Origin of the sequence: Clostridium sp. HGF2 (genome assembly GCF_964240115.1) — a bacterium.
GTDB lineage: Bacteria > Bacillota_I > Bacilli_A > Erysipelotrichales > Erysipelotrichaceae > Clostridium_AQ > Clostridium_AQ innocuum.
This window is the reverse complement of record NZ_CAXSSO010000001.1, coordinates 465,918-490,866: the sequence shown is the minus strand read 5'-3', so window position 1 is coordinate 490,866 and position 24,949 is coordinate 465,918. Positions and strand designations below refer to the sequence as shown.

Here is a 24,949-nt window from a genome sequence, read left to right as displayed (position 1 = left end):
ATTTTTAACTACCGTTTTATACCCGTGTCTTAATACAGGAAGCAGATTTTATAAAACAGAGCTTTATCCGCTGTTATCAGTTATAAACAAAGGAATCAGACTCATCGCACGAAGCTGATAAGCCTGATTCCCAATCTCTCAAAGTGTTCTGGTCTCGCTGCTTCCAAGTAAGAAGCAGAGCGCCCATAGCCTGCTCCTTAAGTGATGAACAGCTGTCACTGTTGTTGTTATTACAAACTAAGCGCATTTAACTCGCCTTGTTTTTATGCAAACAGCGGTACAATCTCCTTCTTTAAAACGTCAATCAGTCCAAGATCGGACATTTTCGCCTCCGGGATAACCGGTAAAGCAAGGGTTACGATTCTCAGCAGCGGGTTTTCCATATCCACAAGACCGAGCGCACGATTCGCATCCTTCATCAGTGCATTGTCAACTGCCAGCTCCTCTGCAGGCTTCAGCGAAATCAGTCCTGCCAGCGGAAGCTGCAAGGTATGAAGCACAGCTCCGTCCTTTACCGCACACATGCCGCCTCCACAGGCAATCAGCTCATTTGCGGCAAGCAACGCGTTCTCTGCAGTATCGTATACAATCGTCAGATTGTGTGAATCATGAGAAACCGTTGAAGCAAGAGCTCCGGTTGTCGTACCAAAGCCGCGCACAACACTAAGTGCAACTGTATCGTGCCCCTCATGACGGTTTACGACAGCTACAAACTTCAAATCATCATCATTCAGCTTCAGATAACCGTTTTCCACAGGAAGCTCCTCACAGCTTACCAGTGTGCTGGACAACAGCAGATCCTTATACTCCATCAGATTCACCTTAACCGTCCCGTTTTCCACAGGAGCCTGGATACGGAAATCCTCAACGCTTAACTTCTTCACATGCATGGAATTGCGATGCTCAATAGCATAGCTTTCATCCTTAATGTCTGCCAGCAGCTTTCCATTTTCCGCTACCAGCTCACCATTGTAAAATACATGACTCGGCTTCAATTCCTCCAGGCTTTCCACCAGCAGCATATCTGCCACAAAGCCAGGTGCAATCGCTCCCAGGTTTTCGATTTTGATTTCACGTGCCGTATTATAGGTAGCACTCTTAATAGCTGTTACCGGATCCATACCGCATCGAATGGCATTGCGGACTACATCATTCATATGTCCGTTGTTCAGAATATCATCCGCTTCGCGATCATCCGTACAGAAGCACAGGTGATCGAAGAATTTCACCTGCTTAACACCCTCCCAGATATCCTTTACATTCTTTGTGATGGAGCTGTCTCTGGCATCCACATACATTGCACTGCGCAGCTTTTCCAAGCCCTCATCCGATGCCCGTGTTTCATGACAGGTATTCGGACCACCGCACAGATAGGCAGACAGCATCCGCCCGCTGACATACGGTGCATGTCCCTGCATATACAGTCCGCGATCCTCCGCAACCTTCAGAATATCCATCATACGGTCCTCACCATGGATAACGGCAAGGAAATCCATAACCTCCGCAAGTCCGATGACACGCTTTAAGCCGCAAAGCTCTTCAATCTGTTCTGCCAGAAAATCCGCTCCCGCATTCTCCAGACCGGGTACGGCAGGCACACAGCTTGGAATATCGATCAGCTGACGCATGGGGAGATCTTCTCCGCTGTCATGCATATAACGCACGCCCTCCATGCCCCATACATTGGCAATTTCATGCGGGTCGGTAATCACGGTCGTTGTCCCGTGAGGAAGAACTGCCTTTGCGAAATTACGCGGCGTCATCATGGAGCTTTCGATATGCTCATGCGCATCCAGAAAGCCGGGAATCAGATAGTGTCCCTGTCCATCCACAACGGTCGCTGCCTTGTCCAGATCCGCATCCAGATTCTTATATTCCACATGTGCAATCATACCATCATAAACAAATACATTGGCCGGATAGATTTCTCCGGTAATCACGTTGACCAGCTGAACATGTTTGATCAGCAAATCGCTTGGAATTTCACCAAGAGCCGCCTTGAGCAGCTGTTTCTTATCCTTTGGCTGCAGCTTCATATACAACACTTCCTTTCTCAAAAAGATGCACTCTCATGCATCTTTTGCTTTACCCGTATATAAAATAACAAATCAGTGGTATCGCCATAACATACATAATCGGATGTACTTCTCTGAATTTACCGGTTGCTGTTTTGATGAGTACGAATGCCAGAATACCGGCAGAAATACCGCTGGCGATAGAGCCTGTAAACACAGTAAACATAATCATGACAAAGGGGCCGAAGGATTCTGTGAAATCTGCGAAATCAATATCCTTAAAGCCGCTGATCATTAAAAAGCCCACGAAAATCAGAGCCGGTCCGGTTGCCGCATTGGGAATCATCAGCACCAGCGGGGAGAGAAATACCATAATCATAAAGATAACGGATACTACAACACTTGTAAATCCGGTACGTCCGCCTGCTTCCACACCAGCACTGGATTCCACAAAGGTGGTGATGACCGTATTACCGGTAAGCGCACCGACACAGGTACCGATGGCATCTACCAGAAACGGCTGCTGGATATTCGGTAAATCCCCGTTTTCATCCAGCATGCCGGCTTTTGCACTGACACCGAGAATTGTCCCCAGCGTAGAAAAGAAATCTCCGCAGAACGCCGTAAAGATCAAAATGACGGATGAGAAGCTGAATACGGATTTAAAATCAAGATTAAACATGACATTGCCCAGCCCTGTGAAATCAGGAACCTTGGCAAAGGTAGACGGCACTGTGGTAACCCCTGCCGGTATACCCAGAAGCGTAGCGATAACGATACCGATCAGAATAGCACCGTTTACCTTATACGCTGTCAGAATAGCGATGATAACAAGCCCCAGAACGGCCAACATAACAGCAGGATCGGTAAAATTCCCCATGCCCATTCCGCTTTCCGTAAAGGCTGCAATCCCTGTATTTTTGAATCCCAGATAGGCGATAAAGAAGCCGATTGCGGTACCGATCGATATTTTAATGTTCTTTGGTATCGCCTTAACAATCAAGTCACGGATACCGAAGATTGTCAGCAACAGAAAAATAACACCTGAAATCAGAGTCATTGCCATAGCACCGCCAAAGGACAGCTGCCGGCTCTGAATCAGTGCCCCGAACATGAAGTTGCTTCCCATACCGGTTGCCAGTGCAAACGGAAGGTTTGCATACAATGCCATCAGCAGCGTAATCAGCCCACTGATAATAGCACAGGTGACAACAATCGCCTCCTTCGTAATCATGACGCCGTTGGCATCGATGATAAATGCGGCATCCCCATAGCCGACGATTGCCCCGGGCTGTACAACCAGAACATATGCCATTGTCATAAACGTGGTGATACCGGCGATAAGCTCTTTTTTATAGCTGGTATTGCGTTCCCTAAATTTGAAAAAATCTGCGATTTTGCTCATATTTTCCTCCTTAACCATGTCCTCACCATATTCCATGATATCCATGAAAGAAGAAGCACCATAGTATCTCATTTACGGTGAGATGTAGAGACTGTCAGCCATATCCCGACATTATATGGTGAGCACAACAGTGTTCATTATACCAAAGAGGAAGCAAAACTGTAAACGTCTATGCATAGGTAATTGTTTCCTGAATGCTTACAAATACTTCCGGAATGCCTCCAGCAAAAGCTGACACCCGTCTGCACAGTCCTTTTGTGTACTGTATTCCTCTTTACAGTGGGAGGCTCCTTCATGCTGAGAGCGTACAAAGATCATCGCTGTGGGACAAATGCCCTGAAAGTTCATACAGTCATGACCGGCGCCGCTGGCAAGTCGCAGAATCGGCAGCTGCAGTGTTTTACAGCAGACCTCCAGCTCCTGCTTCAGGCCTTCATCACATATCGCCGCCGGCAGCTGCTGTTCCAGGCGGCGTTCAATCCGTACTCCCTGTTCCTGTTCGAGCATTTCTTCAAACTCCTGCATTACATCCAGTATTTGCTGTATGACAGCATCATCCAGAGAGCGCAGATCCAGAGAAAAGCTTACACGATCACAAATGATATTGCAGGCGCCGGGGTAGGTATGAATTTCCCCGATTGTAGCCACCGTATGCGGCTGCTGCTGCGCAAGCTTCGTCATGTGCAGAATCCAGCGGGACATGGCGGTTACCGGATCATGACGACGATGCATCGGTGTTGCCCCCGCATGTGCACTTCTGCCATATATTGTGACCGTATATCTCACCAGCCCGGCAATCCCCTCAACAATTCCCACGGAGAGATTCTGTGCTGCCAGAACATCAGCCTGCTCAATATGTACCTCATAAAATGCTTCCAGCGATGACAGCTGGCAGGTCGCATAACACGCAGGATGATAGCCTGCCTGTGTCATTGCCTGTGCAAGTGTAATTCCCTTATGATCCACAGACAGCAGTCCGTCTTTTTCCACTTTCCCGCAAATCGAGCGGCTGCCAATCATGCCATATCCGAAACGGTTTCCTTCTTCATCCCGAAAGCCAATGACCATGATGGAACGCTGCGGCTGTATTCCTGCTTCCCGTATGGTCTGCAATACTTCAATACCTGTCAGCACTCCCAGACAGCCATCGAATATTCCGCCTTCCTTTACCGTATCGAAATGGGAGCCGCAAACAACAGGAGGCAGGTTTGGTTCAGCTCCCTTCAGCGTACCTATGATATTACCACAGGCATCAATCGTTACATGAAGACCGGCTTCCCGCATCCATTCCGTCAGCTGAAAAGCTGCCGCCTCATCCTCTTTTGTGAACGAAAGCCGTGTTACACTTCCATCTTCTGCTTTTCCAATCTGCCCCAGTGTCTGTATATGATTCCATAAACGCTTCTCATTGATTCTCATAGGCTACCTCCTGATTATGAACATTATAGCTGATTGCTTCAAAAAAGCCAAGACAGCAGAAAAGACACCATCAAACCGGTGTCTTGTTCTTTCGGTGCTAACGATGAGAGGAGTTGAAGGATTTGGTAATACTTATGAAATCAAGCGTCAGACGCACCTGTGATGTTTCATCCCGGATACTGCGCAGCTCCCGCATCAGATTCAGCTCTATCGGCATCAGCACCTGCTCAGTCTGAATACCGCAGATTCTGCTGATATCCATATTCAGATAATTCGCTATTTTCAAAGCGACATGCAGAGGCATCGTCCGTTCCTTTTTCAGATATTTTGTTACAGAGTTTTTATCCAGCCCGACACTTCTTGCGAGAGAAGACTTCGTCATATCCAGATCCTCAATTCTGTCATTCACATAATCTATAAATTTATCAGTCATCACGTCATTTTGCATACTATCACCACTTATATGTTCATTATAGTATAAGTGTTACCATAACATCTAAATTTAAACTTATATTATGCTATATGTAATATTTACACAGTATTTTAGAATCTTTTTAGTTACTACATTATAAATAAATGATTGCATTTTATGCAAAATTCGTTTATAATAACGATACCGTCATCAGAATACCTGACTTTTAACTTCATTCTCACAAATCAGTATCTGATGACGGCCTGCCTAGGTATCTGACAGTAAAAAGCTGTCGGATTTTTTTATTTCACTGGTAATATTTACATACAAAACCATACGATTTCCTGCACCAAACCGGATAAAACATGATATGATAAACAAAAGGAGGCGTTTTCTATGAAAAAGCTGTTATTTGTCTTACTTGCAGGAATGCTTATGCTTACCGGATGCGGTGGAGGAAATGATGATAAGAGCGGGGAAGCACCAAAAAGCAATGATGAAAGCTCAACAGAATTATCTACAAAGGAAGTGAGTGCCAAGCTGCGTGAAATCAATGACTGGTATGTTACAAATATCTGGAATGTCGGTTTATGTGATATCGGGTATTACACTTCCAGCGGTACTTCTGCGACAGGAGAGGAGCTGGACATCGAACTGACATTAAAGCAGTATAACGAAGCTGTTGCAAAGCTTGAGGAATACAACACCTTTGTGAACGGATTAAAGGATAAGAAGTACGATGATGTGAAATTTGCATGGGAAAAGCTGTATAAGGGCATCAAGGAATCCGATAAAATCGTTCAAAGCAATGAAATTAAGGCGAAATCCGATCTGGATTTAAAAACAGACAAGCTGAGCCAGTATCAGACAGCATTCCAGAAATATATCAATGCTCTGAGTGAAAGCTGACAGCCTATAAATTCAGCAGCATATAATGGTGTTTCAGCGAATTCCACAATCATTTTAGTATTGGCAAAACAAAGAGCCCATGTTCTGCCTTCCTTCAATACGTTGAAGGACGCATAAGGTAAGCCGGAAAATATCCATTGAGATTAGAAGATCAATCCCTTTCGTGTTTAACGACAAGGTGAAATCTTCTTTTTTTACCTTAACGCACCAGCACATCGCATTATCCTGTACACACAAAAAAGGGGTATTCACAACCATTGCACGGCAACGATCATTAGCACTCCTTTTGTATGCTTATGTTTTTACATCCACCGGCTGCGTTTCTTTTACAGCTTGGTGAATCCTTTACTAACATGAAAGTATAACAGGTTCATGAATTTATAAGTATGCCTGTACAGCATCACCGCCGAATAATCGGAATCCATATTTCCATGTGATAATCCTTTGCCTCACATGATCCTTCTCCATACAGCTCCACGGTCGGCATGCTTTCATTTCGGTCATAGCCGCTCGCTGGCAGCACTTCTGCATAAATAGTTTTCCACAATGCAGGCAAGCCCTCAGCTATTGGTCCGGTGTTCTGAAATATCATCCAATCTGCCGCGGGAAGCGCAAAGGCCTCATACTCTTCTGACAGCATACCTTCCACCGCAATCATATAGCGGTTATTGCCGTACTTATCATATCCGAAGCACAGGCCGTAGGAAACTGCCGTAGCTGCTTCCTGCATCATACGCTGCAATGTGCCATCTGCCTTTACATCCGACCAAAATTTTATTGAACGATTTTCATTTTGTGTAGAAATCACGGAATGACCGGACAGATGCATACCGGCTTTCCTTTTTATTTCATATTTCATTTCTGTATTTCCGTGCACAGTGATAGCAAAGGATCTCGGCAGAAACAGCGGAAGCTGCAGATTCTGTTTTCTGGCCTGGCTCGGTGAACAGCCGAAGGCTCTGCGAAAAGCTGCCGCAAATACATCTGCGCTTTCATAGCCGTATTCCAATGCAATATCCAGTATGCGTTTCCTGCTATGAATAATTTCCACAGCAGCCTGCGATAGCCTTCTCGCTTTGACATATTCCAGATAACTCATATGATTCAGTAATGAGAATACTCTTTGAAAATCCGCATAGGAGCACCCGCTAAGCTGGGCAAGCTTAGCGCAATCCAAATCCTCCCTCAAATGTTGCTCCGTATAAGCCATGACCCTGTTGATTCCTGTAATCAGCTCCATCACCATCCTCCTTTCATTCAAAGTATAACCGGAATCGCATAAGAAAACCCGATGTTTAGAGAATTGATTTTATCGGGTTTATATTTTGTTTTTACAGCGCCTTTTCCATTAAATCAACCTGATCATCAACAGCCTGTAATTGTTCTTTAAATGTATAAAATCCATTGTGTTTCCAAAAGGAAGCAGCTTCCACATTCCCGTGTATACAGCCAAGACGCACACAGGTGATTCCCTGATTCGCAAGCTGTTTAAAAACTCCCTTCATGATATTGGAGCCTGTTCCTTTTCCCTGCTCTGAAACATCCAACATAAACAGACCGATATATGCAACTTGTGGTTTCGGATAATCGAAGATCAAATCCAGAATCGCAATAAGTGTCTGATCCTTTTGAAAAAAGCCGAGGAAGTATTTATCGTCTGCAGTCTTTCCCGGTGGAGTGCGGGATAAGTCCTCCATGATATTTTCATGTGTTGGCGCTGTTTTGAAGTATTTGTAATAGGTTTTATTTGCCTTGCATAGCGCATATATGTTTTTCACATCCTCTGGACAGAGTCTGCGGACGTGAAATGTATCAGAAAAATCTGTGAGCTTCATAAGCATCCTCCTTATCGCATAGTATACCAATAACTGCTGCAGCATCACTGCCTGAGAAGAATCCATATCGCAACCGGTTTGCTAACTACGTCTCAATGAATTCCTGTTTCGACAATATGTACCGGCTCTTAAACCGGTCCTGTAAGGTAAAGCTGCAGGATAGCAGTGTTTTTCAGAAGCATGATTCTCCTTATCAATATCAGTAGGATTCGATAGGCGTCTGAAAGAGAAAATATCCTGTTTAAAGCAATTTCAGCATATCTTTTCCAAGGCCTTTACCAATGCGTGTATGTAATAGATAATTAACCCATGATATATCTCTTGTGAAATTAGCTATGTATATGCTGTTTTTAGCCTTTTAGATAAGGAAGGACAGATATATCCCGTCCTTTTCACTCATCATCCTGATAAAAATATCATAGCACACTCTGTGCTTATCTACAATGAAAGATGGATGTCATCAAATCCTGCTTCGCTTTTTTTCATAGTGATATCCAAGTTGGCACTATTCTTTGTAGATACATATCCAAAAATAGCTCATTTTTCAGAAAATATAGATGACATCCGCGGTGATGCGGTAAATAAAAAAGACGGACAAATCATCGAATAAGCCTTAATTTATCGGCTTTTTTACGATAACATCCGTCCTGGCACTTTTATTTGGTGCGGGTGACCCTTTTCAGACGCCCGTCCAGAAATCTAAATAGTGACTTGCACTTATAATCTAAATTTTTCCCTTAACCAAATCATATGTTGATTTTCTATAATCAATATATGTTAATCATAGCACATATTGTCAAGGGTTGCAAGGTGGAAATATTTCCACCTTATATAAAATGGAGCTGAGAAATAACAACAAGTTTCACTTCATACATAATGTTCTTTTCCCAGCAATTACTTCTATTATTTCAAAAGCTGTCATTTCCCATAAAACACATCTCACTTGAGATGATAAAACTATTTCTTAAATCTTATTTTATGTGAATTATTTAAGATTACACAACCGATAACTTGAATAATAATAGAAACCGATAGAATCTGCATACCACTAGATACTGCAATATTTAAATTAGAAAATTGCTGAGCAAGGCTTCCATCTGCTACACTGGCACTATTCATATATGTTGTCGGCAATAAATGTGAATACTGTGTTAAACCGCCTACAAATGTTGGCAGGTATGCAAGTCCTAAAACCATTAACAATGCTACGATAAGCACAAACATATCCTCACGAATAAAGTAGGATAATATGTACATAAAGATACTTAAATTGACAATAAACAAAATGCCGATTATAAACCATCCTTTAAACATTGAAATCATGCTAACTGCATACCAAACGCCTTTTGCATTTTGCATCATCAAAGGCTGTTGCAGCCCTGCATTACCCGTAAATAAAGTTGCTATTAAAAATATAGATAGCAAGATCACAGAATACATGGCTACAGAAAACACGATTCCCAAAATGATTTTTGTAATAAATGTTTTTCTTTTATTAAACGGGTATAGTATGCCAATATCCAATCCCTTAACATACTCCAGTGTATAAAACTGAGCTAAAAGATATATACAACAAGCAGTGATGATTACAGGTAAAATAATCTTTGCAAGTGATGTGATAAAACTTAAACCATAGATCGGGAATTCTGGATTTTCATATTTTAAATCATGTTCTTTTAAATACTTGAAAAAGGTAATCTGTTTTTGCTGATTTTGAGCTATATCTTCCGCATTACTTTGAGCACTGACTTCTTTATATTTTTCTAATATTTTGGGATAAGTATTATAGACCTCTGTCCAATCATTGTTTTCAATATTTATTAGCAGCTCTTTATATTCTTCATTTTCACTTTGTAGTTCTTCTATTTGTTGTTTATAAATTACATATTCCTCACTATCCTTTGGATATTTAGATAATTGTACCTCATTGGTTTCTATGGATCCATTGTTTGTCACGATTTGTTGTTCCATATTCTTTTTAAGCAGTGATTGATTTCCTAAATTCATTATAAGGAATATAGATGAAATACCAATCGTCAATAAAACCAAAATAATATTAGACTTTCTATAAAATACACGCTTACTTATGAATTTAATATAGCCAAACGTGCCATTTAAATTTTTACCATTGCGATATGTATCATCTACAACATAAGAAGATGAAGTAAAAACTTTTTTTCTCTTCCTAGAAAAATCTGATAAAAAATAATAAGTCGCAAACAAAAATGCATTACTCACACATAGAACGATCACACCATTCAAAAAATTCACATTTGTTATTCCAATGTCAAACATCATTTCTCCAGTAATGACTTTTAACGAGCTAATATATGTTGTTGGTAACAGATATGCAATATTACGAAATGGAGCGATATTTGTCGAAACCCACATACCACCTAAAACAACTGCTAGTGATATGATCAAGCATACGATATTCCTTTTTGTAAAAGAGGAGATAATAGAAACTAAATTTATGATAAACAGGATAGCCAACGTTCCTAATATTATTAATTGCGGAAGGAGTGTCATAAAAGAAACAAAATTATTTTCGCCTTTTATTGTATAAGTTAAAACTGGAGAGTGTATACTTCCAAAACCTTCTATCACAGTACAATAGATAATTATTAAAGCTGCAAAGAATATAAATAAACCCAATCCTAAAACTACTCCAGCGAAAAGCTTTGAGCCTTGCTTTTTAAGCCTACCTAGCGGCAATACATTATGTATATTTATATGATCTATATAAGAAGAACAGTATACATTCGATGCAAGAAATATAATCAAAACAGCAAAAATCAATGGAAAATATGCATTTATCATGTTGATTAAAAAAGATACACCATGTATGGAATCAAACCGTGTTTCAAAATATGATTGATTTTGAGCCATGTACTGAGCATATTTCTTATCTGTTTTCATTACATTAATTAATTCATAATCTGTATTTTCAAACATTTCGTTAAACTCAATCTCAAGATCTATCAGTTTTGCATCTGCTTCATAATACTTCTTCCAATTTTTTTGCTCAAAACTCTGTGTTCTTATTTCATGATAAGTTTCTCTTTGTTTAAAATTATTTAAATCTTGAACTATACGATTATATATTTCAGAACCTTTTTCATACTGTTCTAATGCTTCTGTAGATACGTCAATCGCTTTTTTTATATCTGTAAGTTCCTGTGTACGATAATCTTTATTTTCAAACATATACGCTGTCGAAAGATTCCCTCTATACATAAGCGTAATAAAAAATATAACTAATAATAATAAGATGATATTTAATTTCTTTTTCCCATTTTTCTTTAATAAAAGAGTCAAAAAATTCATAAGGACACCTCAACAAGTTCATTGTTATGTATTTGTAAAACCGTGTCGCAATATGCAATAATTTCATCTTTATAATGAGAAGAAATCAAAATCGTTTTCCCTTGCTTTTTTAATTCTAAAATCTGTTTAAAAAAGTGCTTTCGATTATCTTCATCAAGTCCATTCGTTATTTCATCCATAATCAAATACTTTGCATTACTAACAAGATATAACCCGATGACTAATCTCTGTTTCATACCTAATGAATACTTACGTGTTGGAATCTTAATATATCCCCCCATATCCCATTCTTCTATGATTTGTTTAATATCTACATCAGACTTCCAAGTATTCTTCACAAATGACAAATAATCTAAACCGGATAAGTTCTTATCTAACCATTCTACACTTTCAAAATAAAAAATTTCTTTCATCATCTTTTCTGAATTAGCACCATCGAAAAGGACTTCTCCACCTTCTGCATTCAATAAATTCACCATTGTACGAAACAGCGTTGTTTTTCCTGTACCATTTTCCGCCACTACTCCATAAATCATATTATCGAGAAATGTATAATTCACATTTGACACTATTGGATGTCGAGTTTCAATTGTTAGGTTTTTCAATTCAATCATAGCAATACCTTCTTTCATATAATCAATTATTAAAGTCACTCATCTATTCCTCAAATTATATCTTCTTCATGTTAAGTCTATTTTAACATTATTTACTTTATATCCAAATTTCTTTTCTATTAATGATTTACCTTGGCAATATCATTTTGGGTGGTAAATCTAATCATAAGTCATAACGAAATATATAAAATAGATATAGCTTTAAGGTTTAGAGAATATCACTATAAAGTTAGTTATAAAAAAGATAGGTATCGCTTAATCAACTAACAACTACCTATCTCTTTTTTATTTCGAATTCAAGATTTTAATAGCGCACTCCGTTAGCGAGATAGTATCTAGTAACTTTTATGCGTTTGTAATTCCATTCTGTTTTAACAACTTTAGATGTTGAATAATCGAATCTAGCATCTACTGGAGCAGTCACATATGTATAATTTGTATAATTGGATAGATTACCAGTTATGGTATTATGGTCATATGTATATGATTTAACCAATTGTTGTGAATTAGCAGCTTTAACATTAATACCAATACCCAACATCAACATTAAAACTACTGAACAAAATAGACTTTTCTTTAAAAATTTCTTTTTCATTTCTCTCCCCCCATTCTTTTTTATCTATCTATTTATCTGCTTTAATTATAACCTTAAAACGATATATAGTCAATATATAGTTAACGATACTATTCCATATTTTACCTATTTTACCATTTAATAATATTTCTATTTGCAACACTTTTATATTTCATAAATTAAGTACAGTGTTTTATACCTTATCCATGCAGTTACTGTCCTTTGAATTCGCCCCCATCATTTCCCCAAAATACGGATTATATCTATGGTAAAGCAGAAATTAAAAAAGTTGGACAAATCATCGAATAAACCTTTATTTATCGGCTTTATTTCGATGACATCCAACTTGGCACTTTAATTTGGTGGAGGTGAGGAGATTTTATATTTTGTATTTTTAAAGATTTTTTTATCTGTATTTATCTACATTTATGCTTATTCTTCCTTATATATTATTATTTATCATCATTTATCATCACTTGTCATTAGTTGAAAACGTAGTTTTTATGTATATTTGCGGTATAGGCATAAAAAAACTCCTGGAAATCATAACAGGAGCTGGCAGCTAGGAAGAAGATATGATACGTATTTTTATGGGGGAGTAAAATATCTTTGCTGCCGTGTACATTATCTCACATAAAAAAATAAAAAAGTAAATAAATCATCAAATACGGGATTTCTTGTTAAAAACCCCGTACTTTTTTATTACTTAGTCAATAGTCTTACAATGTCCATGATAGCCAGTAACGCTTTTTCATTCAGCATTTCTAGGCGTTCAATGATATACTGTATCATTTCTTCTCTTTTCATGAAATTATACCCCTCCGTTTATATAGGCTCTCCCCATCCACCTATATAAAATAATAAAAGACCACCATTAAGGTGGTCAATACCGCAAGTTAGATACTGCCTAGATATCATCCTTAGTGTGTGGTGCGGTATAACGATATTATAGTATAGTTAACGATTTTTCGCAATAAAAAGGCTACTCTCTAGTGCGGAGAGTAGCTAGTTTATACAATACCCATTTACTTTATATAATATATTTTTCCAATTTTCATTAAACCCATAATTAGCTTCTAAATCTATATCAGATTTATTATTCAACATTTTCAATTTATAAATAGCTCTTTCACCCAATTTTTTATTTGGATTCACAAACAAAAGTGCTAAAACTAAACTATATGTTGAATTTAATTTGTATTTCCCTAATTCAAAATCTGTAGGTATGTATTCTTTGGGTTTTATTATATGGTTAATTCCATAAAATCTTTGATAATGACAACATTGATTTCTTAAATATGTTATACAGTGATAGAAACTTTCTAGCTTATCAAATGTAATGTCATAGTAACCTTTTCTACAAATTCCTTTCTTATCCGCCGTTTTCATAATAGAAAATAATTTAGATATGGTTCCAAAAGACATCAATTCTACTAATGCCCATAATGGCATGAAACCTCCATATTTTCTATTATGATGCTTAACAATCAAATTCTCAGGATTACGCTTACTTATATCATTGCATTTCTTTAATAGACTTATAATAGCATCATATTCCTGACTATTTTTCATACTGAAATTACTAGGATTTTGATAACCGGTCGGCCCGTATTCTAAGCAGAAATAGTTAGCAGCTTGTGTTTTCAAATATACTTCGATATCATTGATCAGTTCAAACAAAATAGATCTCAGTTCTTTATCAGCTATATAAATATTGTATATCATTTCAAAGGTGGTTCCATCTTTAAAATGATCATTCTCATCTAGGAAATCTATCATATATCCACTTAATCTATAATAATTTTCATGTTTTAAAATTGCTAAAGCATTTCCCTTATTTTTCACAATCATTTTTTTATCACGCATTAAATGATTTAGTTGTTCTTCGAATGTTAAAGCTTTTTTCAATTCAATTATATTTTCCATCGATTACTCCTATAAATTAAAAGAGTACCCTGGGCCACATTACATGCAAATAGTAAGAGGTGCGGGTACTACGGTCACTTATATTATATGTCATTTTTATAAAATATCAACAAAAATTATCAAAATCAAGTAAAAACTATAAAAAAAAGCCACTCACTCCCTAAGGAATGAGTGGTTATTTTATACTCCGAATGTGCCGTAGGACTTATCTCGGTATCCGTCTTTGCCAAGCGTTCCCGCAGCCATCCAGCGTCGTGTACCGTCTTTTCCAATCCAAGATATCCAGATATAGCCCTCACGCTTAACAAATCCATCATATTTTACAGACATGCCCTTTTCGTACCAGTCACCTGTGAGCATACCTTTTGTACTTGGTGCTTTACGGATGTTAAGCTTATCTACAGTACACGTAAACGTGGCTGTCTCCCCCTCCCAGTCACTCGGTTTGCTGTTTAACACTGTCTTGCTCTCTGCTGGCTTTTTATCAGCAAACAGATCCTTATAGCATTTGGGCCGGAAAGCTGTGTCATACGTTGCGCTGTACGGCAATTTCACCTCGTTAAAGGCTCCGCCTGCACCGCCCTGATTCTGGCCTAAAAATAATCCGTATCCGCCCCCAAGGTCAGCCATAAAGATTGCAATGTGACTATCTGGAGTAGCGCTCACCTCTTTAAAGACTGCAATGTCGCCCTGCTGCATGGTCTTGACCTCATCGCAGTATTTCAGCATTCCGTTGTTTTTACGATCTGTCCAGATATCCTTTACATATCCAGACTTGGTGCAGTTTGCGTATGGATATCCTAACCACTGCATATAGTACGCATATCCATCCCAGCATTGACTGCCATATGCCCCGTCCATGTCATATCTCTTTCCAATAACTTTATTTCTAAAATCCATAGGTGTTTTCATGTTATTTTCCTCCTAATTTTTAATAGGCAAATCGCCTAATTCTTCCATCAAATCATGTATTCCATTTTCTCCAAACATACTGTACACACTGTACAGTGTTTTTACATTTTCAAGCGCATAAAGAGGGATGCACCCCTCTCTCATATAGCGCTTATGGTAATCAATGATATTTATCCGGATGAGCAGGCACATACCGCTTGTTAGCAGTTTAAGCTCGTCAGTATGCTTCTGCTCCAATTTCTTCTCTAGTTCTTCACGTTTGTGCTTTTGATTTGTACGATCTTTAAACAAAAACAGGGCTGCTGGAAGTAGAAAACCGGTTAATAAGGCGAGCAGTATCTCCATGTCTTACTCCTTAGCATCCACCGCAGCTGCGACCTCAGAGGGCTTACCATTTAAAATGTTGATAAACGTGCTGTACGCATCCTTGATATAGCGCCATGCTGCTACACCAATCGTAGCGGCAATCATAGCCACGGTGATGAGGTCGTGCACCTGATTATTGATATCTGGTACGTACTGAGTAAGCAGCGTTGTGGCTGCATCTACAGCGGCAACCATCAGCATAGTACCGATTACCAGCACCAAGGCTTTTTTAACTCCCTGCCACAGTCGCTTGGCGTCAAACGTCTCTCCTGTGATATTGATGTTGTGGTACAGGCTCAACACCACGTTGGCCGTAAAGGCCAGTAGTAAAATAGCGTAGCAGACCAGCACCATACTAAAGTCTGCCAGTAAAACAGTGTAAAGCATATCCATGTTTCTTCTCCTTTCGCTCTTTTGAGCAAATTAAAAGGGTGTTGACGTACACCCTTTAAAACGAGATACCTTTGGATCACTTCCTTTCTCAGCTTCGCAAAGCAGATAAAGCGGATTTTGTATCAAATAATTCATTGTTTAAACGGATTACTTCATTTCTCAATGTATCCACCCTCCTCTCTAATTCAACATTTCTGTTTTTTAGATATTCTATATCCTGTTGCGCTGTATCCACACGCTTAATAGTCTTTTGTACCATATGCATGTTTAGGGATGTCAACTGCTCATATATGATACCGTATGTATCGTCCTCAGGATGGTAATTGTATGCCCCAAACTCGCTGTCAGTTATACCGTGCTTTGTCATGGCATCTTTTGTCCATTGTGCAATGAGACCGCCTTGCCGTTGACCGGGTACCGCATTAAGCTCGAAAGTGACCGGCTGCATATCCATATACATTGCTTCGTATCGTTCATCATATCCTCTGATGCTATTTTTAAGTCTGATGTCCGATGATGTATCACACCCCACCGAGGAGTAGAGCCTGTACCAACGATTACTGGATGAACCAAGTGCCATGCCGCCATAAAGTGGTATAAATCGCCCATGTGTCCAGTTACCATTCGCGGTAGCATCCAGAGCTACGCCGTTATGAGCACCCTCGTTGTTATAAATGTTAAACTGAGTTTCAGTGACGGATCCGTAACCAATATAGCCTTTTCGTGTACCACCATATTTGTCATAGAAGCCAATCCAACCACCAGCTGAATAATTCGAGCCTATCCAAGACGACGCTCTTGCATAAAGTGAGCCGTAAACCGTCATGGCTTTAGATACAATAAAATCATTATTAGGGATTCGCGCGTTATCGCTGCTATCTGTATAAATGAGAGTTGTTGGGACTCCAGAAGAATTCAAGACTCTTAGCCCCTGACCATTAGCAGCAACAAAATTTTTGGCTTGTACATCCCCAGCAGCCCAGATATTACCTCCAGAATTTATAGATGCACTGTTTGAATACTGTGATGATCCAAAATATAGTGTTCCTTCTACAAGACCATCCCCCATTTTGATTTGTCTTGCTCTTAACCAGCCATCAGGATACAACTCAAAACTATTCTCATTCGATGTGTTTACTTTAAGTAATGGGTTTTTCCAGCCAGATACAAAATCTCTTGCCATGTCACCAAGATTTTTATGAGTAGAATCAGGACTTATGATAAAACTATAGGTTTCTGTCACATTGCCCCCCATACCTAGATACGTGGACGAACCAGTATAGGCCAGTCCATCATTAAGCGTAAACTTGCCTATTTTACCGCTGGCCGCATTTATAGCAGCAGTAATGCTCAGGTTACCGGCTGTATCTGCGCTAAACACCTTTGTACCAGCGTTATTGCTGATGTCAAAGCCACCGTTTTTGATATGTAATCCAGATGCATCCATTACAAATTTTGTCGTTGATAATGCTGTGCCACCGCTGATGCCGGATGCTATAGTAGTGATTAAGGATGTGGCCGTAACTTTTTGCTCTAACGTGTTGGTTTTGCTGAGAGCTGCACTTGCGTTTGATTCTGCGGTTGATATCCGAATATTGTATCCATCGACTGTGGCAGATATCTCATTTGCTTTGGTAAGAGCATTACCGGCTGTACTTGTTGCTGAGGTGATACGAGCATCAAATCCATTGACTGTCTGCTCTAACTGAGTCTGTTTTGATGTGACACTTGTCAGCGTGGAGGTGTGACTAGACACCGTACTGTTAATGCCGTTTACAGTCTGTATGAGGCTGCTGTAATTGGTCTGCAAGGTTGACACATCACCTTTAGCTTGTGACACGTCGGTAATTAGTGACGAGATTTTACCCTGCTCAACAGACAATGCCGTGCTCAGCGTGCTTATGTCTCCTTTGATGGTATTATACACGACGGACAAAGATTGATTTGCACCATCTACTAAAATATGGCTCGACTTTATCACCTCTGTACCGTCGTTAATCTCTTTTACCAGTGATGTGATGTTAATCTTATCGCCTGATATATTGGCGTTATCAGCCACCATGCTATCCACGATAATAGGCCGTTGTATACCGTTAGCTGTTACTCCGGTTGCATCAAACATCAATTTGCCTGCCGCATCCCAGACATACATGTTGTAATCTCCGGATGCATCTTTGCCGATTTGTACTCTTGGTCTTGTTGCATCCTTTATCTGGATGGTTTCGCCATATATGTCTAGCCGTCCAGACTGTGACTTAAAGTGTATGCTGCTGGCATCAATCGTGCCGGCCGTGACTTTATCAGCTGCTACGCTGTCAATCATGGCCGATTTTATCAGCGCATTGGATATCGTTGTGTTGGCAGCGTTTAAGACTATGGTCTGTGTGCTACCTGCTGTTACACTGCCTGCGAGCAGGGTGTTGACACGCTCTAGGTCTACATCCAGTACATGCACCTCAGCTTTAGTGGCATATAGGTCCTGTACATACTCTTTAGATACGTAGGATGTTTCAATTTTCGCGACTTTTGCAATAAGCTCCGTGACGTCCAGATTTTCGATTTCTGCATCCAGCGCAGAGAGCTTTTTGTTGACCTCCAAGTAATTGGTATTGATAGTCTCAAACTCGCCCTCAAAGGCTGTGATTTTGTCTGTGATGACTTGTTTTGTGCTTACGAGGTCAGAGTAAGTCCTATCTACTTTTGTTTGCAGAGGGCCTTTATAACCTGTGTCTTGCTCCTGCTGGGTTTTTCCTTTAGATTGTATGGTGCCGTAAAATCCACCGTCACAATTAAACTCATAATCCATGAGAGGGACAACATAAGCATTACCGGCGTTATCCATTACACGCACGAGGTCACCTGCCTCAACATCAGGTTGAGCCATGCGCCAGTTTAATTTGGCGGCTCTGTACGTAAAGCCCTTAATCCGGTTGTATAAGACAGTGATACGCTCCTGGGTCATGCCTGGGCAGCTAAAATAGATGCCAACGCCAGTTCCAGCGGATACAGAGTGCTCTTCGTCGATCGTACAATCCAGCCGATTAATAAAGGTGTCTTCCTCGTCCATTTCAAATGGATCTGCAAATCGGCTTGGGGATATTGTAAGACCTGCGTCGGTATACCATACCAGCCTGAGCTTACCGTCTTTGTCCATAATAGCATTTTTGCCACAGTACGCGGCAAGTACACTTATAGCCTCAATGATGGTAAGCCCCTGCAGGCTATCAACATTGTAGGTAACATCATCCGCCCCGCCTGCATACTCAATGCCTATCTTTTTACATTGTTCCTGCAGGATAGCGGCTATCTTTTGATTGCCAGATAGAGCACTAAAAAACCCTTTATAGCAAAGGGCAAAGTTATCATATGCTGTTAGTTTTATAAACTCTCCAGAGCGTACCGGCTTTTCGAGGTTATAGACACCTTTTTTTATCCACTCGACTGTACCGTCATCCAGCTCCAAGCCGATGTATGGTATCGCTTGACGTCCTTTTAAAATAGTGTTTTTTGGCACGTCCGTAAGGATAAACTCAATATAGGAGGACACAGCATCCCCAAACGTGATTTGTTCGGATGAGTTTGTTCCTCCTTTAAGCTTAAAGCTCTTTATGCCTGCATACTCAGTACCTCCAATGTCAACTTTCAGCCGGAAGTGGCGGCCATATTTACTAACCTCCGTTTTGTACTTATCGGATGTGGTTATCATCGTACCACCTCCCTGTGCTAATCTTCGATTTTAAGCATAAACTCGATTGATTCAAGCTCATTCGCTGTCAGCTCCACGCGATCCAATTCGTCGAGGGTAATCTGGCGCACGTCAATTTCTTCCTCTAATTCCAAGAGCTCCTTATATTCATCAAAATACTTCTTGCGAGCTGTTAAGTCATCATCTGGTATAGAGTAATTGCCGTTTTTCTCGACACCATATTTTTTGATTAAATCTGTGCGCCGCTCCTCTAAAAATACAGCCTGCTTTTTCACGGATTCCAGCGTCTTTTTTATGTGATAAGACTGTTTAGCTGGTAAAGCAGTATTAAGCATCTTGCCAAGCGCTGACTGTGCGTCTACAATCTGTTTGTTTTTTAATAACATTACTCTTTACCTCCTGCCAGATCAGCGATGATTGCATCCTGCTCCGCATAAATCTCATCCTCTGCTGCCGATGCAACTGCACGTACTTCTGACCGATTTTCTTTGTACAAAGTCTGATTGTTTGTGTAATCTGTAACAACAGCATTTTCCGGATTGCTGGTATTGATAACACCTCGGATTTGCTTAACCTGTACATTGTCCACCATAATATCCTTTGTAATCTCAATATTTTTATTTGATTTTGTAGTTACTGCCATAATTATCCTCCTTATTGCTGTATTATTTTTACAGTCGCTTTTTTATACCAATAGATACCATCACCTAAGAGCCCTATATGCTCCTCGTTGATCGTGCCCCGATATGATGTGATTGAGAGGCTTGCCCCTCCACCGCCATTGAATGAAAAAGGGAAGAACCCTGCAATCAGATTATTCCTAATCAAACTCATTTCTGACTCCCGGAGCACTCCCCACTCAATCGTTATTGTTTTTTTCTCGGCCACGACGTCACCAGCCATAGCGCCGCTTGACGTACGTCCGGTGTTGCTTGACCATATAATCTCGTTGTCAATTTTTATGACGGTAGGCGCAGGCAGCGCCACACCGTTTGCTGTGAGTATTGCCATACCCGCCCCTCCTATAAATTAAAACGGCTCTTGCCATTTTTGCGAGCGTCCTTGTTATGCTCATCTGTTACACTCTCAAATAAAACCTTTGGTGAGATATATGCCGTAGTGTCTTTATCCTGCACGGCCTGTGTGACCTCATCAAACTTCTCACGCAGGTCTTTGATTGCCTGCACGACATCGGCCATAGACACCTCATCCTTATCACTCTGAGACTCTTTCCATTCATGCTGCACGTTCAGGGACCTTTCACCTGCAAAGGCTATTGTCGGCTCCTGTAGCGCCGCCTGCATGGCCCCTGACATGGATTGAGATAAGCTCTTGACTTGCCCGATAAACCTCGGTGTACTTGCTGCCAAGGTCTTACCGAGCCCCTCCATCATGTGCGGCATCCATTGCTCATATTCTCGTAATGGTCCGATGTCCGGACGTGTAAAGTGCAACCATGATGCCACGATGTTTGCAGCTTTTTTTACCTCATTGGTTACTTTGTAGGCATAATCTTGGATACCGTTTGCAAACCCTGAAATCATGTGTCCGCCCCAAGTGTAAGAGCTGCCACCAAGTCCACTAAGCCATGATGTAGCTTTATTTACGCAACTCTGTACGGTAGACTTAACATTAACTGATCCAGAGCCATTCTTAAAGTTATTCATCATACCCTTGGCCTTGTTGTACATGTCACTGTACATCGTACCGCTAATCCACTTGCTTGTTGCACTCAGATTACTTGTTACGGATGACTTCATGCTTTTGCTGCTTGAGTCTACAGTATTTTTCGAATCCTTAAAAGTACGTGAAATATCATTTTTAATTGATCCGCACTTGTCAGACATAAAGGTGACCAGAGGTCCCCATGCATTTTTGGTATCATTGCTCATGCCACGGTTTGCACCGATTAGAGAGTCGCGCGCATTGTTAAAATTCTTTTCAATCGCTTTCCCGGCTTTCTCTGAGTTGACACTTACATCATTACGCACTGTATCAATAGAATTTGCCACTACGCCCTTTATACTCCCCCAAGCACTTTTTGTGTCCTTGTCAGAGCCATTCCAAACACTGGATATTTTATCTCCAATTTTGCCGAATACGTCACTTGCACCCTCTTTAAGGTCTGTCCACGTATCGCCGATAGTCTTGGTGATACCATCCCACGCCTTGCCAGCTTTCTTTTTGACATCGTCCCAGACGTTGCCTATTGCTTTAACAAAACCAGAAAACAGTTTAGGTATTGCGGTAACAAGCCCTTTTATGGTCTTTGTGATACCATTTTTTAAGCCCTCAATGAGGTAGCCGCCTATCTCCGAAAACACGGTACTTGGCGAATGAATACCAAACAGCTCTTTTATACCGTTTATGATAGGGTCAACTATTACACTACGCAGGAACCCTATAGGATCAGAAAAGAAATCCCTCACTCCATTGCAAAAGCCGTCCCACAGCCACTTACCGAGGTCCGCAGCTAAGCTCAGGATACCGGACCCTATGCCATGCACAGCTGCAATGATCGTCTGCAATAAAGAGCCTGCAACACCCCACCAATCAATATTTTTGATAAAGGTTGCAATGTTGGTACCGATTTGCCCCCAGTCTATACCTCTTAACGCTGTAAGCAATGTGTCAAAGATGCCCTGTGCTGCATCGCTCAGTGTCATGCCAAAGTCAGCCCAATTTATATTATTAAAAAAGGCGTTTATACTCTTGGCAATCGTATCTCCCAGTTTATGCCAGTTAATGTTTTTAACAAAGGTATGCACTGAGCTTATTGCTCCACTTAGACCTCTGCCGAGAGCTGCTTGAAATTTAGGGAAATCTACGCTATACACAATCCCCATAACACCGTCAGCCAGAGCTTTACCGATAGCAGGCCAGTCCGCGGTTGTCACGAATCCATATAGTGCGTCGATATGCGCTTGCATAAATGAACCAAACGTATGACCTAGCTTATCCCAGTCAACGCTGTATACAAGACCGTTAAGTCCCTGAGCTAATGCTTTGCCTATCCGCTCCCAGTCGATACCGGTAAACAGTAGGTACAGAGTATTGACAATAGTATTGATTCCAGTGCCAAACATTCGCCCGATATTTTCCCAGTTGATGGTATCTATCAAACTGTTAAAGAGCTCGCAAAACCCATCGCAAAACTCAGTGATAGACTTTCCTAAGTTATCCCATGATATCCATTTTGTAAACGATGCTACAGCCTTATTTACCTGCTGTCCGATGAGCTTTCCGATACCGGCATAGTCGCCCTTAGCCCAAAGGTCTTTGAGCTGCTTGACCCATTTTTTGATTGGTCCGTCATCGACATCAGTCGGTGTGTAGATTGGCATATCGCTGCCGCCGCCACCGCCGCCTCCAGAACCGGAAGAATCGTCTTTATCATCCAGTTTTTCGATCTCGTCGAATCCCATAAGTGACCTACGAGCTTTTTCCGACGCTTTAGCTGCTTTATCAGCAGATGAGCCATACGCACCCATTGCATCCTTTGCCGCATAGATACCGGATGTAGCCTGCTTTGTAGACGCCATTGACTTGCCGAATAGCGCAGACATAAAAGCCGCTATGTAACCGGTCACCGTAGCCAATGCAGACATAAGCGCGTTTAGAGCTGGCATAATCGCCTGAAAAATAGGTGTAAATGCAGTGGCCAGATTTGAGCGTATCTGGTTTAGGCTGTTTGCAAACGCAGTGTTTGTCATAAGGGTAGCGCCGATATTTTGCGCAAGAGCCATGATGCCTCGACTGACTAAAGGAAAAATCAGCGAGAAAATCGTGAATGACTTTATTAGCTGACCTACGCCCATATGAGCGCGTCCCAATCCACTGGATGCCTTTTTACCTGCTGCCCCTATACCAAGTAACCGGCTCGCAAAAGACGTCGCATGCTGTCCTGCTGACTTCATGCCGTTACTAAACTTATGCAATGCTGATGAGGATAAACGTTTTGTAAATTGCATAATAGCATTACCTGCTCCTCTGGCAGCGCTCCCGACTGATTGTAGTCCTTTTTGCATACTGTTTAGTGCAGCAGACGCAATCTTGCCCTTTAGTCCACCCATACTGCTGGACAGCTTACTGATGGAGGCTGATGCTTGACCAGTGGACCCAGAGGTCACCTCCATTTGTCTATCCATAGCGCTAAGAGTGATGTTTGTCCGTGCTGCAGCGTCTTGTAGCTTAGCGATCTGCATATCAAGACTCATTACTTGCTTATCCAAGGCTCCCTCTGCTTGTGCTCCCATGTTAGGCTTATAGGATTCCAGCAGCGTTTTCCGCTGTGCTTGTTTAGCGAGTATCTGATTGTCATACATGTCCATCATGTTTTCGAGCTCGGCATATTTTTGCTTAAACATATCTGTGTCAAATTGAGGGTCAAACTTTATTTTAGGTTTGCAGATACTGATTCCCGGAGGTCCCCTCACACTGGGGCCTTGTGAGGCTGTTGTGCTTGGCTCCGTATCGCTTTGAGCCTGCTGATAGGGCATCTGTGCGCCAGACATTTGTTTGACCATGCCCGCCATCTGCTCAATAAAGGCCTGCATTTCAAGTTTAGTGCGGTCGAGCGTTGCCTTGACTGATTCATTCATTTTGTCTAAACTGGCCACAAGAGATTGCCGCAGGTTTTTAAACATATCACCGCTCATAGCGTCTACCTGCTTACGTATCCTGTCGGCTATCTTACTCGACTCTGCCTGTATATCCTTGTCTAGGTCTGATTTTATCTCCAGATCCATCTGTATAGACCCTGCACTCGTTGCTCCCATATCATCACCTACCTTTCCAAAAAAAAATAAAAAGGCTATGTTGCCATAGACTTAAACATAGCCTTCATTTGCTTCATAACCTCGTTTTTATTTGACTGTTTGATTGTTTCCTGTAACTGGCGATTACGCCATTCATTACGGATACGATGCTGTTCATCCGTAAAGTGCTGTAAGATATCATCATCGTCCTCAGCACGTATTTTGATTATTTGACCCAATGGCGTCTCTGGCATAATGCCTGATAATAGGGTGACAAACTCGCGCCACTCCATGTCAGCATCTCCGAAAGCAAACAAATCTTTAGACGGGTATTGCATAGCAAACGATGCCTCGATTAAATCCCAGTCCTCAAATATGT

Annotated in this window: 20 protein-coding genes and 1 riboswitch; of the genes, 1 reads left to right on the top strand and 19 read right to left on the bottom strand. The window is 40.9% G+C overall.

The window, feature by feature from the left end; genetic code table 11:
• Positions 1–263: 263 nt before the first annotated feature.
• The 4 genes from ade to ACESPQ_RS02255 all read right to left on the bottom strand — a co-directional run bounded on the left by ade (position 264) and on the right by ACESPQ_RS02255 (position 5,287).
• Entirely contained in the window at positions 264–2,036 is a 1,773-nt protein-coding gene (gene ade, locus ACESPQ_RS02270) for an adenine deaminase (RefSeq protein WP_373143867.1), read from the bottom strand.
• Positions 2,037–2,085: 49 nt separating this feature from the next.
• Complete coding sequence (locus tag ACESPQ_RS02265) at positions 2,086–3,420, bottom strand: NCS2 family permease (protein ID WP_257327513.1); 1,335 nt, start codon at positions 3,418–3,420, stop codon at positions 2,086–2,088.
• Positions 3,421–3,461: 41 nt separating this feature from the next.
• A riboswitch (purine riboswitch) is annotated at positions 3,462–3,559 on the bottom strand.
• 59 nt (positions 3,560–3,618) lie between these two features.
• Positions 3,619–4,839 (bottom strand): Zn-dependent hydrolase, encoded by a 1,221-nt coding sequence (locus tag ACESPQ_RS02260; RefSeq protein ID WP_002605961.1) that lies wholly within the window; start codon positions 4,837–4,839, stop codon positions 3,619–3,621.
• A 97-nt stretch (positions 4,840–4,936) separates the two neighbouring features.
• Entirely contained in the window at positions 4,937–5,287 is a 351-nt protein-coding gene (locus tag ACESPQ_RS02255; protein ID WP_008728285.1) for a helix-turn-helix domain-containing protein, read from the bottom strand.
• 360 nt (positions 5,288–5,647) lie between these two features.
• Here ACESPQ_RS02255 and ACESPQ_RS02250 point away from each other — a divergent pair, with 360 nt between their 5' ends.
• Positions 5,648–6,160, top strand: coding sequence for a hypothetical protein (locus tag ACESPQ_RS02250; RefSeq protein WP_002605963.1), 513 nt, complete (start codon positions 5,648–5,650; stop codon positions 6,158–6,160).
• Positions 6,161–6,560: 400 nt separating this feature from the next.
• Here the strand turns inward: ACESPQ_RS02250 and ACESPQ_RS02245 are convergent, their stop codons facing one another.
• The 15 genes from ACESPQ_RS02245 to ACESPQ_RS02175 all read right to left on the bottom strand — a co-directional run bounded on the left by ACESPQ_RS02245 (position 6,561) and on the right by ACESPQ_RS02175 (position 24,947).
• Positions 6,561–7,400, bottom strand: coding sequence for an AraC family transcriptional regulator (locus tag ACESPQ_RS02245; RefSeq protein ID WP_002605964.1), 840 nt, complete (start codon positions 7,398–7,400; stop codon positions 6,561–6,563).
• A gap of 91 nt (positions 7,401–7,491) precedes the next feature.
• On the bottom strand, positions 7,492–7,995 hold the full coding sequence (locus ACESPQ_RS02240) for a GNAT family N-acetyltransferase (protein ID WP_109769760.1): 504 nt from the start codon (positions 7,993–7,995) through the stop codon (positions 7,492–7,494).
• A 957-nt stretch (positions 7,996–8,952) separates the two neighbouring features.
• Positions 8,953–11,322 (bottom strand): hypothetical protein, encoded by a 2,370-nt coding sequence (locus ACESPQ_RS02235; RefSeq protein WP_373143865.1) that lies wholly within the window; start codon positions 11,320–11,322, stop codon positions 8,953–8,955.
• The gene (locus ACESPQ_RS02230; RefSeq protein ID WP_257334469.1) at positions 11,319–11,936 is read right to left on the bottom strand and encodes an ABC transporter ATP-binding protein; all 618 of its coding nucleotides are present in this window, start codon (positions 11,934–11,936) and stop codon (positions 11,319–11,321) included. The genes ACESPQ_RS02235 and ACESPQ_RS02230 overlap by 4 nt, the downstream gene beginning before the upstream one ends.
• Before the next feature lie 304 nt (positions 11,937–12,240).
• Positions 12,241–12,531: a hypothetical protein gene (locus ACESPQ_RS02225; RefSeq protein ID WP_257327508.1), complete on the bottom strand. Its 291-nt coding sequence runs from the start codon at positions 12,529–12,531 to the stop codon at positions 12,241–12,243.
• A gap of 984 nt (positions 12,532–13,515) precedes the next feature.
• Positions 13,516–14,436: an Abi family protein gene (locus ACESPQ_RS02220; protein WP_257328725.1), complete on the bottom strand. Its 921-nt coding sequence runs from the start codon at positions 14,434–14,436 to the stop codon at positions 13,516–13,518.
• 180 nt (positions 14,437–14,616) lie between these two features.
• Positions 14,617–15,348, bottom strand: coding sequence for an SH3 domain-containing protein (locus tag ACESPQ_RS02215; RefSeq protein ID WP_373143863.1), 732 nt, complete (start codon positions 15,346–15,348; stop codon positions 14,617–14,619).
• A 12-nt stretch (positions 15,349–15,360) separates the two neighbouring features.
• Positions 15,361–15,693, bottom strand: a complete 333-nt coding sequence (locus tag ACESPQ_RS02210; RefSeq protein ID WP_257359201.1) for a hypothetical protein — start codon at positions 15,691–15,693, stop codon at positions 15,361–15,363.
• Between the two features lie 3 nt (positions 15,694–15,696).
• On the bottom strand, positions 15,697–16,107 hold the full coding sequence (locus tag ACESPQ_RS02205; RefSeq protein WP_373143861.1) for a hypothetical protein: 411 nt from the start codon (positions 16,105–16,107) through the stop codon (positions 15,697–15,699).
• An 88-nt stretch (positions 16,108–16,195) separates the two neighbouring features.
• Positions 16,196–19,813: a hypothetical protein gene (locus tag ACESPQ_RS02200; RefSeq protein WP_373143859.1), complete on the bottom strand. Its 3,618-nt coding sequence runs from the start codon at positions 19,811–19,813 to the stop codon at positions 16,196–16,198.
• A 17-nt stretch (positions 19,814–19,830) separates the two neighbouring features.
• The gene (locus tag ACESPQ_RS02195; protein WP_373143858.1) at positions 19,831–20,199 is read right to left on the bottom strand and encodes a hypothetical protein; all 369 of its coding nucleotides are present in this window, start codon (positions 20,197–20,199) and stop codon (positions 19,831–19,833) included.
• A complete protein-coding gene (locus ACESPQ_RS02190) occupies positions 20,199–20,456 on the bottom strand; it encodes a hypothetical protein (RefSeq protein WP_373143856.1) in 258 nt (85 codons plus the stop codon). The genes ACESPQ_RS02195 and ACESPQ_RS02190 overlap by 1 nt, the downstream gene beginning before the upstream one ends.
• 11 nt (positions 20,457–20,467) lie before the next feature.
• Positions 20,468–20,824 (bottom strand): hypothetical protein, encoded by a 357-nt coding sequence (locus ACESPQ_RS02185; RefSeq protein WP_373143855.1) that lies wholly within the window; start codon positions 20,822–20,824, stop codon positions 20,468–20,470.
• Between the two features lie 11 nt (positions 20,825–20,835).
• Complete coding sequence (locus ACESPQ_RS02180; protein WP_373143854.1) at positions 20,836–24,471, bottom strand: hypothetical protein; 3,636 nt, start codon at positions 24,469–24,471, stop codon at positions 20,836–20,838.
• 155 nt (positions 24,472–24,626) lie between these two features.
• Positions 24,627–24,947, bottom strand: a complete 321-nt coding sequence (locus ACESPQ_RS02175) for a Gp15 family bacteriophage protein (protein ID WP_373143945.1) — start codon at positions 24,945–24,947, stop codon at positions 24,627–24,629.
• Positions 24,948–24,949 lie beyond the last annotated feature (2 nt).